This window comes from Microbulbifer sp. 2205BS26-8, assembly GCF_030731025.1.
GTDB classification, from domain to species: domain Bacteria; phylum Pseudomonadota; class Gammaproteobacteria; order Pseudomonadales; family Cellvibrionaceae; genus Microbulbifer; species Microbulbifer spongiae.
Genome location: NZ_JAVAMR010000003.1, coordinates 57,617 through 70,277, shown reverse-complemented (window position 1 = coordinate 70,277; position 12,661 = coordinate 57,617). Strand labels below are relative to the sequence as shown.

Annotated in this window: 13 protein-coding genes; 6 read left to right on the top strand and 7 right to left on the bottom strand. The window is 58.9% G+C overall.

The features are described from left to right. The first annotated feature begins 192 nt into the window (after positions 1-192). From pdsR to rpsT, 3 genes are all read left to right on the top strand, one after another. A complete protein-coding gene (gene pdsR / locus Q5Y71_RS01735) occupies positions 193-882 on the top strand; it encodes a proteobacterial dedicated sortase system response regulator (protein ID WP_306039554.1) in 690 nt (229 codons plus the stop codon). 60 nt (positions 883-942) lie between these two features. After that, complete coding sequence (locus tag Q5Y71_RS01730) at positions 943-2,973, top strand: ATP-binding protein (protein ID WP_306039553.1); 2,031 nt, start codon at positions 943-945, stop codon at positions 2,971-2,973. 135 nt (positions 2,974-3,108) lie between these two features. After that, the gene (gene rpsT, locus Q5Y71_RS01725; protein WP_108731693.1) at positions 3,109-3,375 is read left to right on the top strand and encodes a 30S ribosomal protein S20; all 267 of its coding nucleotides are present in this window, start codon (positions 3,109-3,111) and stop codon (positions 3,373-3,375) included. 80 nt (positions 3,376-3,455) lie between these two features. Here the strand turns inward: rpsT and proB are convergent, their stop codons facing one another. The 5 genes from proB to rplU form a co-directional block, all read right to left on the bottom strand. After that, entirely contained in the window at positions 3,456-4,592 is a 1,137-nt protein-coding gene (proB, locus tag Q5Y71_RS01720) for a glutamate 5-kinase (RefSeq protein WP_306039550.1), read from the bottom strand. A gap of 104 nt (positions 4,593-4,696) precedes the next feature. Further along, on the bottom strand, positions 4,697-4,906 hold the full coding sequence (locus Q5Y71_RS01715) for a hypothetical protein (RefSeq protein ID WP_306039548.1): 210 nt from the start codon (positions 4,904-4,906) through the stop codon (positions 4,697-4,699). Between the two features lie 126 nt (positions 4,907-5,032). Beyond that, the gene (gene cgtA, locus Q5Y71_RS01710) at positions 5,033-6,232 is read right to left on the bottom strand and encodes an Obg family GTPase CgtA (RefSeq protein WP_306039546.1); all 1,200 of its coding nucleotides are present in this window, start codon (positions 6,230-6,232) and stop codon (positions 5,033-5,035) included. Between the two features lie 190 nt (positions 6,233-6,422). Then, a complete protein-coding gene (gene rpmA / locus Q5Y71_RS01705) occupies positions 6,423-6,680 on the bottom strand; it encodes a 50S ribosomal protein L27 (protein WP_306039545.1) in 258 nt (85 codons plus the stop codon). Between the two features lie 16 nt (positions 6,681-6,696). Beyond that, positions 6,697-7,008 carry a 50S ribosomal protein L21 gene (gene rplU, locus Q5Y71_RS01700; protein WP_301415124.1) on the bottom strand — a complete coding sequence of 104 codons (312 nt, stop codon included), beginning with the start codon at positions 7,006-7,008 and terminating at the stop codon, positions 6,697-6,699. A gap of 255 nt (positions 7,009-7,263) precedes the next feature. On the opposite strand from rplU, the gene Q5Y71_RS01695 reads away from it, so the two are divergent. Next, positions 7,264-8,226: a polyprenyl synthetase family protein gene (locus Q5Y71_RS01695; RefSeq protein WP_306039543.1), complete on the top strand. Its 963-nt coding sequence runs from the start codon at positions 7,264-7,266 to the stop codon at positions 8,224-8,226. A 153-nt stretch (positions 8,227-8,379) separates the two neighbouring features. Here the strand turns inward: Q5Y71_RS01695 and Q5Y71_RS01690 are convergent, their stop codons facing one another. Then, positions 8,380-9,729, bottom strand: coding sequence for a phosphomannomutase (locus Q5Y71_RS01690; RefSeq protein ID WP_306039541.1), 1,350 nt, complete (start codon positions 9,727-9,729; stop codon positions 8,380-8,382). Further along, positions 9,730-10,578, bottom strand: a complete 849-nt coding sequence (galU, locus tag Q5Y71_RS01685) for a UTP--glucose-1-phosphate uridylyltransferase GalU (RefSeq protein WP_301415127.1) — start codon at positions 10,576-10,578, stop codon at positions 9,730-9,732. A 269-nt stretch (positions 10,579-10,847) separates the two neighbouring features. Here galU and fabA point away from each other — a divergent pair, with 269 nt between their 5' ends. After that, positions 10,848-11,372, top strand: coding sequence for a 3-hydroxyacyl-[acyl-carrier-protein] dehydratase FabA (fabA, locus tag Q5Y71_RS01680; protein ID WP_301415128.1), 525 nt, complete (start codon positions 10,848-10,850; stop codon positions 11,370-11,372). Positions 11,373-11,432: 60 nt separating this feature from the next. Further along, the gene (gene fabB / locus Q5Y71_RS01675) at positions 11,433-12,656 is read left to right on the top strand and encodes a beta-ketoacyl-ACP synthase I (protein ID WP_306039536.1); all 1,224 of its coding nucleotides are present in this window, start codon (positions 11,433-11,435) and stop codon (positions 12,654-12,656) included. The last annotated feature ends 5 nt before the right edge of the window (positions 12,657-12,661 follow it).

The following is a 12,661-nucleotide window of genomic DNA, read 5'->3' as shown; positions in this document are numbered from 1 at the left end:
TGGTGGAACAGTGGGTTTTCAACCATCTGCGCAACAAGCCCGGCAGTGATCACAGATCGCAATTCTGCTTGCCACTGCCCCCACCAACATTACCTCGCTGTGCCTGCGGGCCCTCAGTGCCCGCCTTTTTGCTATTTGTCAGCGCTTTCGTGCATGATTCCCTACATATAAGGAAAAAAGCCGGAATCTGTCATGAGTGCAACCATTGCCATTGTCGAAGACGAGCACGCGATCGCTGCAAACTATCGCGATGCCCTGCGCCGCAACGGTTATCGCGTCGACCTGTACAGTGCGAGAATCGAGGCCATGGCGGCCTTCCGGCAGCGCCTGCCGGATCTGGCAGTCATTGATGTGGGCCTGGGCAGCGAAGTGGAAGGCGGCTTCGAGCTGTGTCGGGAGTTGCGCGCCCTGGCGCCCAGCCTGCCAATTCTGTTTCTCACCGCCCGGGATTCCGAGTTGGATATTATCTCCGGTTTGCGCCTCGGTGCAGACGATTACCTGACCAAAGATATTTCCCTGCCCCATATGCAGGCGCGTATCAATGCCCTGTTGCGCCGGGTAGAGGTTCTGCGCAATCAGGGCGGGGATGGAGAAGCCCTGACCCAGGGCAAGCTCGCACTGGATCTATCCACACTGCACTGCCATTGGGACGGGCAACAGGTGGACCTCACTGTTACCGAGTTCTGGATAGTCCACGCGCTGGCCAGGCGGCCGGGCCATGTCAAATCCCGCAGTCAACTGATGGAGGCCGCCCAGGTGGTTCTGGATGACAATACCATTACTTCACATGTCAAGCGCATCCGCCGCAAATTTCAGGCGCTGGATGAAAAATTCAACGCCATAGGGACTGCCTACGGCATGGGCTATCGCTGGCAACTGTAACGCTTTCTCCCCTTTGCGTCGGGCGTCCACCCGATGCAAAAGCCTCCACGAGCACTACCGATGAAGCTTCGCCGCCAACTCCTGCTTGTCAGCCTCGTTGCCCTGGCCCTGCCCTGGGCCGGTTGCCAGTACCTGCGCCAGGTGGATGCAGCCCTCGCCCAGGGGCAACTGCAGGCGCTGGAGGCCACCGCGGCAGCCATCGCTGCACGCCTCGCCAGTGCACCACAGCTCATCGCCCCGGATCCACTGCGCCAGGCCCGCCCTCCAGGTGCCCAACTCTACCTCAACCCGTTGCCCCAAGCGCCCTTCGTGGACGGCTACGGGGACGAGTGGCGCTCTCTGGCACTGAAACCCAGGGCACTGCTCGACGCGCAGCGCTCACCTTTAGCACAGGTTACACTGGGGCAATTTGGTGAGCGCGTCTATCTTCTGCTGACCGTCAGTGACCCCACTCCAGCCTATCATGATCCCCGCACCGGCCTGCTCTCCGCAGGGGATACCGTCGAGCTGTATACCGGCAACCGGCATTACACGCTACCTGTGGCGAGCCAGGGCGCGGCCAGCGCCCTGTGGCACGATCCCAGGGCCGGCCACTACGAGCGCGAGCTGCGCCTGCACGGACGCTGGACCACTTCCCCCACCGGTTACCAGTTGGAACTGGCTTTGCCCTATGCACTGACTGGCGGCGCTCTGTCGATCCAGGTCCGAGATCGCGCCCACAGCGATGGCGGCGCGCCGGTGCGCGCAGCCAGCACACTGCCTGCAGACGGGATACCCGGCCACCTGGTGCGGCCCCTAGCGGATTTGCACACGGAACTGGAGCACTTCGTCCGCCCCGGCCTGCGTTTGGCGGTGGTGGACAGTGAGGGCTTTCTGCTCGCGAGCCATGGGCAGTTGCAAATCAATGACAAAGACGGGGAACCAACCCCCTGGCTGCGCAACTGGATTTACCGCAAACTACTGGCACAGGAAGACCTGTCTCCGTTAGCAGTCAGCGGCCTGCCAGCGAGTGCCGGCGCAGATCGCACTCCCTGGCGACAGTGGTTCAGCGGCCCCCTGCAGTCCCGCATCGGCGCCGTCAGCGTACCGGTGATCACCCGTGCCGATGACGTCGTCGAACGACCACTGCTGGGGCGGGTACTGGTACTTCAGTCCGGTGCTGTCATGCAGTCTGTGACAGAAGGGGCGGCACACCGCCTGTGGCTGATCAGTTGCGCCGCTGCTGCCACAGCCCTGCTGCTTTTACTGGCCTATGCCAGCTGGCTGTCCTGGCGAATTCGCAAACTGCATCGCGCAGCCCGCACCGCTGTGGATGCCAGCGGCAAACTGCGTGGCGACTTCCCCATATCCCGCGCAGGTGATGAACTGGGTGCCCTGAACCGCACTTTTGCCAGCCTGTTGAGTGAACTGGATCAATACCACCAGTACCTACGCACCCTGGCCGGCAAGCTGTCTCACGAACTGCGCACGCCCCTAGCCATTGTGCGCTCTTCTCTGGACAACCTGTGCGAGGGCAACCTGGACAAAAACAGCCGCCGCTATGCCGAGCGCGCAATGGACGGCAGTGCGCGCCTGTCGGGGATTCTCAACAGCCTCTCCGCCGCCAGTAACCTGGAGGCCAGCATCCAACAGGCCGAACGGGAACCCTTCGATCTGGCGGATTTCCTCAAGGTGATGGTGCAGTGTTACAGCGACGCCCACCCCAACTTCCGTTTTCACCTGGACGTCTCCCCCGGCGAACTGATCTGTCATGGCGCACCGGAACTGCTGGCACAGTTGCTCGACAAACTGGTGGACAACGCCTGCAGTTTTGCCCCCGCAGGCAGTGAAATACAGCTGTCTGCGCATACCGGAAGAGAGGGCTACACCCTGTCTGTCAGTAATCGCGGCCCATTGCTGCCCGGCGGCTCTGTGCACAAGCTGTTCGACTCTCTCGTTTCCGTGCGCAAGGGCGGCAACAACACAGGCCACTTGGGCCTGGGGCTGCATATCGCCAAGCTGATCGCAGACTTTCATCGCGGCAGGTTGCGTGCCGGTAACCGCGCCGATGGCAGTGGTGTGGTGTTCTGCCTGGAGTTGCCGGCCCGGTAACCGGTGCGGCCCCCCAAGCACTGTGGCGAGCCCGACCATGGTTGACAAGCCAGTAACTGTGGGGATAATGTCGCGACCCGATCGGGCCCCAGGGCCTGTTAGTTACAGATTCAGGATTCCAGACAGGAGCAACCGGTGGCCAACTCACCTCAAGCGAAGAAACGCGCGCGCCAGAACGACAAGCGCCGCATGCACAACGCCAGTCTGCGCTCCATGGTGCGCACCTACATCAAGAAGGTAGTAGCCGCCATTGATGCGGGCGATGCCGAAAAAGCAAAAACCGCCTACGCTGAAGCGGTTCCCGTGATCGACCGCATGGCGGACAAAGGTATTATTCACAAGAATAAAGCAGCTCGCCACAAGAGTCGCCTGAACGCCCAGATCAAAGCGCTGGCTGCCTGATCTCATCGGGTAGCAGACTCAAAAAAAGCCCCGCAATGCGGGGCTTTTTTGTCACCGGCAGCGGAGAACCGGCACTGACATCAGAGCAAAACCAGGTTGTCGCGATGAATCAGCTCATCATCGTCGCGGTAACCGAGCAAGTCGATAAATTTTTCCGAGGGTTGTCCCTGAATCCTGAGACTCTCCCGACTGTCATAATTCACCAGGCCCCGGGCGACCTCCCGCCCCGCGCTATTGCGGCAGGAAACCAGATCTCCCCGCCGAAAGCGGCCCTCCACGCCTGTGACCCCCACTGCCAGCAGGCTCCTGCCTCTCTCCAGCAGGGCTGTCTCTGCCCCCCTGTCCAGTACCACAGCACCGCGCACCTGCAACTGGCCGGCAAGCCAGCGCTTGCGCGCCGCGAGGGGGCCCGCCTCGGGCAACAGCAGGGTACCCAGCGGCTCCCCTGCGCAAACACGTGTTATCACCGCTTCCCTGGCACCGCCAGCAATCACTGTGCAGGCACCGGAACGCGCGGCCAGTTGCGCTGCCCGCACCTTGGTAGCCATACCGCCGCGCCCCAGGCCGCTGCGCGATTCCCCCGCCACCTGCAATAGCCTGGGGTCCAGCGCGGAAGCCTCAGCAATCAACTCCGCACGGGGATTTTCCCGGGGGTCTTCGCTAAAGAGCCCGTCCGCATCCGTCATAATCAGCAGGGCATCCGCCTCTACCAGGTTGGCAACCAGCGCCGCCAGGGTGTCGTTGTCCCCAAAGCGGATTTCATCGGTCACTACGGTGTCATTTTCATTGACGATAGGTACGGACCCCAAAGACAGAAGGGTTCGCAGGGTGCTGCGCGCATTGAGATAACGGGTGCGATTGGAGAGGTCGTCGTGATCCAGCAGGATCTGTGCGCTGGGAATGTCGAAGTCACCGAAGGCCTGCTCATAAACCTGTACCAGGTGACTCTGCCCCACTGCGGCGGCAGCCTGCAATTGGTGGATGGATTCCGGTCTGCGACGCCAGCCCAGCCGATCCATACCGGCGGCAACAGCGCCGGAGGAAACCAGGACCACCTCTATTCCACGCGCGCGCAGAGCTGCCATCTGCGCAACCCAGGCCGAGATCGCCGAGCGGTGTACACCGCGCCCCCCGTTGGTTAACAGGGCGCTGCCGATCTTTATCACCCAGCGCTGTCCCCTGCAAAGCCTCTGTCGTGAAACGGATATGGCGTTCATATTTTTCCTGGCCTTCCAAGGCCCTGTGACACTGTCGTAAGGGACACGCCTGGCTCGTGCGCCCGGACCAAACTGGCGAGCATACTCACGAAACTTTTACAGCACTATTTTTTATCCAGCTGCTGTGGTCGCATGAGGTTCATTACGGCTAAATATATCCAGCCCCCGATCCAGGTAAATCCCAAACAAAAGGTAACCGCCCCACTAGTCAGCATTGAGCGGTTTTGTTTTTTCGCCAATCGAATGGCAAATAATGTTGGTACCACTGCCGTAACAAGCAATATATATGGCATCAAACTTATACTGATATTCATAGTATTTTTCTTTTAAGCGAAAACTGTCTGGCTCTGATCATAAAAACAATCGTCTGATTGTCAAACGAGACTCAATGCCAGGCCGGTTTGGGGCGATGTGGTAGCACACTGTCATACCGATGCCATTCAGGGACGATACTCGATATCCACATCGTCATCGTCCCGGCCCTCATTTTCTTCCTCCGATCCCCTCGCGGCCCTGCGCCTGGCGCGATAACTGTCTCGCTGTGTCTCAATGCGCTCGCGCGCTTCGCGCTGCATCTGCTGCTGCACTTCCAGCTCTGCCTGGGCCAGTTGCGGAACCTTGCCCTCCGCCTCCCGACGGGCTTCCAGAAAGTCCATCAAGCAGCCAACCAGCACACCGGTGCCCTCCGCGCGGATCGCAGCCACCCGAAACACCGGCCCGGTCCAGTTCAGGGCTGCAACAATCGCTTCACAGCGCGCTTCCAACTCGGCCGCGGGTACCAGATCGGTTTTGTTGAATACCAACCAGCGCTCGCGCCCGGCCAGGGTGGCGCTGAAGCAGCTCAGCTCACGCTCAATGGCGCGAGCATTCTCAACGGGGTCGGAGCCGTCGAAGGGCGCCAGATCCACCAGGTGCAAGAGCACCCGGCAGCGGGTCAGGTGCTTGAGGAAGCGAATGCCCAGACCAGCGCCCTCGGCGGCACCCTGGATCAGGCCGGGGATATCGGCGATCACAAAACTGCGGTGCTGCTGTACCTGCACCACCCCCAGATTGGGCACCAGAGTTGTGAAGGGATAGTTGGCCACCTTGGGTTTGGCTGCGGAAACGGCGCGGATGAATGTGGACTTGCCGGCATTGGGCAAACCGAGCATGCCCACATCGGCCAGGACTTTCAGCTCCAGCTTGAGGTTGCGCGCCTCGCCCGCTGTCCCATTGGTGGTCTTGCGGGGAGCCCGGTTGGTACTGGATTTGAAGCGGGTATTGCCGAGGCCATGGAAACCGCCCCGCGCAACCAGAAGGCGCTCGCCGGCAGCAGTCAAATCCCCCAGGGTTTCACCGGTTTCCGCATCAATCACCGTGGTACCCACCGGTACCTTCAATACCAGATCCCCCCCCTTGGCGCCGGTGCAGTTGCGCCCGCGCCCCTGTTGGCCAGCCTCGGCGATATAGCGGGGCTGGTAGCGGTAATCCACCAGGGTATTCAGGGAATCGTCGGCTTCCAGGTAGACCGAACCGCCATCACCGCCATCGCCACCATCCGGCCCGCCCCGCTCGACAAACTTTTCCCGGCGAAAGCTCAGGCAGCCATTGCCCCCCTTGCCCGCCTGCACGTAGATGGGTGCTTCATCGACAAATTTCATAAATCACTCCACTACCTCGGCGATTGTCTATTCCGTATCCTGCCCAAGCCGGCGACACCCACCAACCGGACAGGAGGAGGTTCCCCAAAAAACAGGGACTTACCCCGGGTATTCCGTAACGGTTTACTGCCTTGCAACAAAAAAGCCCCGCAGCAAGCGGGGCTTTTTTGAAGCTTGGGCCAGATTCTGCTCAGACTGTTTCGATGGAAACAAACTTGCGGTTATTGGGACCTTTCACTTCAAACTTCACAACGCCGTCCGCCGTGGCGAACAGGGTGTGGTCTTTACCCATACCAACATTCACCCCGGCGTGGAACTTGGTGCCGCGCTGGCGAACGATGATATTACCTGCAACAGCAGACTGGCCGCCAAAACGCTTAACGCCAAGGCGTTTGCTCTCGGAATCGCGGCCATTTCGGGTACTGCCACCAGCTTTCTTGTGTGCCATGAATCGTTACTCCTCTTTATGCCTTGATACCGGTGATTTTCACCTCGGTATACCACTGGCGGTGACCCTGGCGCTTCATAGAGTGCTTGCGGCGGCGGAACTTGATGATTTTCACTTTCTCGCCGCGGCCGTGGCTGACCACTTCGGCAGTCACTGCTGCGCCATTGACAACGGGAGCGCCGATATCAATCTTGTCGCCATCAACTACCATCAGCACCCTATCGAAATCGATGGATTCCCCAGTCGCGACTTCCAACTTTTCAAGGCGAAGTATCTCGCCCGCTTCCACGCGGTGTTGCTTGCCACCGCTTTCAAAAACAGCGTACATATTTTTCTCTGCTCCGGTGTGGACGACACGAAGCAGCGGACGGACTGTTGGGTCATCAACCGCATTTTGGGAGCTTGCGCCGCGTTGTCTAAACATCTGTTGCCGACGGGTCCCAGACGGCCCAGACCAGAGCCGATCGGTACCCGCAAACGGCGGGGCGCAGATTCTAATCAATTCACCGGGTTGATACAATAGCACCCCTTTACCGTCCGGCTCCTTCGGGCGGCCTCTGTCAGTCGTATAAGGAACTCATGCATGCTGCCTTTCCACAGGGTCGCCGCCGAAGACTTTGCCGCAGTCAACCAGCGTATTCTCGATCAACTGCACTCGCACGTTCCCCTGGTGGAAAACATCGGCCACTACCTGGTGGAGGCCGGTGGCAAGCGCCTGCGACCCCTGCTGGTGCTGCTCTGCGCCAGGGCCTGTGGTTATCGCGGTAATCGCCATATCGACCTCGCCACCATTATTGAATTTATTCACACCGCCACGCTGTTGCACGATGATGTGGTGGACACTTCCGAACTGCGCCGAGGCCGCCTTACCGCCAATGCCAAATGGGGCAATGCCCCCAGCGTTCTGGTGGGCGACTTCCTCTACTCCCGCGCCTTTCAGATGATGGTTGCCCTGCAGGATATGCGCATCATGGCAATCCTCTCGGATACGACCAACACCATCGCCGAGGGCGAGGTAGAGCAGTTGGTCAACGCAGGCGATCCCGACGTGGGCGAAGACAGCTACTTCACCGTTATCCACAAGAAAACCGGCGCCCTTTTTGAGGCCGCCTGTGAAACTGCCGCAGCCCTGGCCGGATGCACCAACGAGGTACAAACCGCTCTGAAACTGTACGGCCGTCACCTGGGACTCGCCTTCCAACTGGTCGATGATGTGCTCGACTACCGCGGCACCCCGGAGGCATTGGGTAAGAATGTGGGCGATGACTTGGCCGAGGGCAAACCGACTCTGCCACTCATCTACACCATGGCCAAGGGGACCCGGGCCCAGGCGCAACTGGTCAGGGAAGCCATTGAACGGCACAGTGCAGAGCAATTGTCCGGCATCGTCGAAGCCATTGAGGCTTGCGGGGCACTGGATTACACCATGGAACACGCCCATGTTGCCGTCGATAACGCAAAAGCACAGCTGGCTTTTCTGCCCGACTGCGCACAAAAGACGGCCCTGCAACAATTGGCCAGCTTTGCAGTGGAAAGAGAGGTCTGAGGCCCCGGGAGATCGCGCCAATCCGACCGCCAAACGGGTTACCGGGGTAGGATGATGCGTGCAGGTGGTGCTCCAAAACGGTGACAGCCGGGCCACTGCGCGCATCTGCGCCGGCATTGCAAGGCAGGCAACTCAATAGCATTGAAGCGGAATTCAGGCGCGGATCAGTCTGAGTAACTCTTCGGTCTTCGCGCGCATCAGGGCCTTATCCCCCCGGGATTCCACATTCAGGCGGACGACCGGTTCAGTATTGGACATGCGAAGATTAAAACGCCAATCGGTATAGCCCACACTCAAGCCATCCACATGCTCCACGCACTCGGCATCGGGGCCATAGCTCGCTTCGACGGCTTTCAGTAGTGCTGCAGCATTCTGCACCCTGGTATTGATCTCGCCGGAGCAGGGAAATGCCTTCATGCCCTCCCCGACCAGTTCCGACAGGGGCTTGCCACTGCGGCTGACTAATTCAGCCACCAATAGCCAGGGGATCATACCACTGTCGCAGTAGGCGAAGTCACGGAAGTAGTGATGGGCACTCATCTCACCGCCGTAAACCGCGTCTTCCCTGCGCATACGCTCTTTGATAAAAGCGTGGCCAGTTTTGCTTTGCACCGGTACACCGCCCGCCCTGTAGACGATATCCCTGGTATTCCACAGCAGGCGGGGATCGTGAACCACTTTGGCGCCTTTATGCTTACGCAGAAAGGCGCCTGCAAGCAAACCGACCAGGTAGTAACCTTCGACAAACGCACCCTTTTCATCAAAGAAAAAACAGCGGTCGAAATCACCATCCCAAGCAATACCAAAGTCAGCCCCACTCTCACGCACCGCCGCCGCGGTGGGTGCACGATTCTCCGGCAGTATCGGGTTGGGGATACCATTGGGGAAATTGCCGTCTGGCTGGTGGTGTACCCGCACAAACTCAAAGGGCAGGTGTGGTGCCAACGCATCAACCACTGTGCCCGCGCCACCATTACCGGCATTGACCACCAACTTGAGCGGCCTGAGGACAGAGCGATCAATATACCCTAACAGATGCCGGACAAAGGCTGCGCGATGCTCAAAACGCTGCAAATCACCACGCTGAGTCACGGGGGGAAAGTTGTTCTCCTCCGCCAGGCGTTTGATATCCAGCAAACCGGTATCACCACTGATCGGGCTGCTGCCGGCACGGACAAATTTCATTCCATTGTATTCCATGGGGTTGTGACTGGCGGTCACACAGATACCGCCATCAAAGTCTCCATGAAAAGTGGAGAAGTAAATCTCTTCGGTTCCACATTCCCCGATATGAAACACTTCTGCCCCGGCATCGCACAGACCATTGGCCAGCGCTGCGGTCAGTTCGCCACTGGTCAGGCGTATGTCGTGCCCGACTACTACCCGGCGCGCGCCCAGGAACTGGGCAAAGGCTCGCCCCACCCGGTAAGCGATATCGACGTTCAGCTCTTCCGGTACCCGACCGCGCACATCATAGGCTTTAAAACAGGTGAGTTCGCGCACTTACTGCTTCTCCTGAGCGGGCTGGCCGGGAAGGTATACATTTTCATACACATGGTTCGTGGCCTCGATAAACCCTTCCACTGAACCACAGTCAAAACGGCGCCCCCTGAACGCGTAAGCCAGCACGCAACCCTGACGCGCCTGGGCCAGTAGGGCATCGGTAATCTGAACTTCCCCATTTTTGCCCGGGGGTGTATCGCGGATCAGGTCAAAAATATCCGGGGTTAAAATGTAGCGCCCGATAATCGCCTTATTGCTCGGCGCCTCTTCCACAGCGGGCTTCTCGATCATATCGGTTACCTGGTAGAGGCCCGGTTTGATCTCGTTGCCTGCGATCACACCGAATTTATGGATCTGCGTCATTGGGACTTCCTCGACGGCAACGATGCTGCAGCGAAACTGCTTGTAGAGCCGCACCATCTGCGCGAGCACGCCCAGGTCATCGTTCAGGCACAGGTCGTCTGCCAGCACTACGGCAAAGGCCTCATCTCCCACCAGGCGGCGCCCCTGCAGGATCGCATCGCCCAAACCCCGCATTTCCCCCTGGCGTGTATAGGAAAAGCTGGCACAGTCGATGACCTTGCGTACAGAATCCAGATAGCGCTCTTTGCCGGTTCCGGCAATCTGGTGTTCCAATTCAAAGTTGGTATCAAAGTGATCCTCGATGGCACGCTTGCCCCGGCCGGTGACAAAGCCAATTTCCGTCAGCCCCGCCTCAATGGCTTCCTCGACGCCGTACTGTACCAGCGGCTTATTCACCAGAGGTAGCATCTCTTTGGGCATGGCTTTGGTGGCAGGCAGGAAACGGGTGCCGTAACCGGCGACCGGGAACAGACATTTTTTGAGCATTTTACCCCCTTTGAACAAAAGCGTGTCTTCCGCTTCGGGCCGGCAATCTAACACAGTTGGCAAGCGGTATCATTTACATAAGATGACGCGAGTATCCCCAATAAGGCCAAAAATCCCCGATTCAATGCTCTAAGATTGTGAAAGCAATTATAGCGCCAGTCACAAAAACCGTTTTGCCTGACTGGACAAGCAAGACAGAGCCCTTAGAATGCCCGCTCTTGCAAAAACGCCCAGCCTCAATTGCACAACCACCCACTGATAGGGATAAGATGAGTAACTTTGTTCAAAAAAACAACTATAGCAGGGAGGAACTCCTGACCTGCTCCCAGGGTGAAATGTTCGGCCCCGGCAATGCCCAACTGCCCGCCCCCAATATGCTGATGCTGGACCGAATCACCCACATTTCCAAAGAGGGCGGCGCCTTCGGCAAGGGAGAGTTGATTGCAGAGCTGGACATCTCTCCCGATCTGTGGTTTTTCGACTGTCACTTTCCCGGCGATCCGGTCATGCCCGGCTGCCTCGGCCTGGACGCCATGTGGCAACTGCTCGGTTATTTCCTGGCCTGGAAAGGCAATCCCGGGCGCGGGCGCGCACTCGGCTGCGGCGAAGTCAAGTTTACCGGACAGATTCTGCCCACCAACAAAAAAGTAACTTACCATATCCAGATGAGCCGTATCGTCGAGCGCAGGCTCGTCATGGGAATCGGCAACGGCAGTGTCTCTGTCGACGGACGCGAAATTTACACAGCGAAGGATCTTCGCGTAGGCTTGTTTACCCGCACGGATAATTTTTAAACTGGCCGAAGACCAATACCGCTGAAAGTCTTCTGCCGACACGCTATGCTGGAGATCACTATGCGCCGGGTAGTCATTACCGGAATGGGAATCACATCCTGTATCGGTACCAACACAAAAGAAGTCACTGCCTCCCTGAAAGCCGGCCGCAGTGGCATTCGCTTTCAGGACGAATATCGGGATCTCGGACTGCGCAGCCAGATTGCCGGTCCGGTGGATATTGATTTCAAGGAACATATCGACCGCAAGCAACTGCGCTTTATGGGTGATTCCGCCGCCTATGCCTATATTGCCATGCGCGAGGCCATCGATCAGTCCGGCCTGGAGGAGAGCGATATTTCCAATCCACGCACCGGTATTATCATGGGCTCCGGGGGCACCTCCACCCAGCAGATTATCGATGCCGCTCACACCCTCAAAGAAAAGGGTGTGCGCCGTGTCGGCGCCTACCGGGTACCCCAGGTGATGGGCAGCACCGTCTCCGCCTGTCTCGCCACCCCGTTCAAAATCAAAGGCGTTAATTACAGCATCTCTTCCGCCTGTGCAACCAGCGCCCACTGCATTGGCCACGGAGCCGAACTGATCCAAATGGGCAAGCAGGATATTGTCTTTGCCGGTGGCGGCGAGGAACTGGCCTGGAGCCTGACCCATCTGTTTGATGCCATGGGCGCCCTTTCGAGCAAGTACAATGAAACCCCCACCAGAGCCTCGCGTCCCTACGATACGGATCGCGATGGATTTGTGATCGCCGGTGGCGGTGGCTGCCTGATACTGGAGGAGATGAATCATGCCCTGGCGCGCGGTGCCACCATCTATGCTGAGCTGACCGGCTACGGCGCCACCTCAGATGGTTACGACATGGTCGCTCCCAGCGGCGAGGGTGCGGTGCGCTGCATGCAACAGGCCCTGGCGGGCATGGATGGCGGTGGCCTGCGTGGCAGCGTGGACTATATCAATACCCACGGCACCTCGACCCCCGTGGGAGATGTGGCTGAACTCCGAGCCATGCGCGAAGTCTTTGGGGACAAGGGACCGGCTTTCGCTTCCACAAAATCGCTGACCGGCCACTCCCTTGGGGCTGCCGGTGTACAGGAGGCTATTTACAGCCTGCTGATGATGCAACATAATTTTATCGCCGCCTCGGCCAATGTAGACAACCGGGATCCCGCAGCCAAAGGCATGGATCTGGTGGTCGAACTGCGCGAATGCGAAATAAAGCGCGCCATGTCGAACAGCTTCGGCTTCGGCGGCACCAATGCCTGTCTGGTTTTCGATAAGGTGTAGGCCGA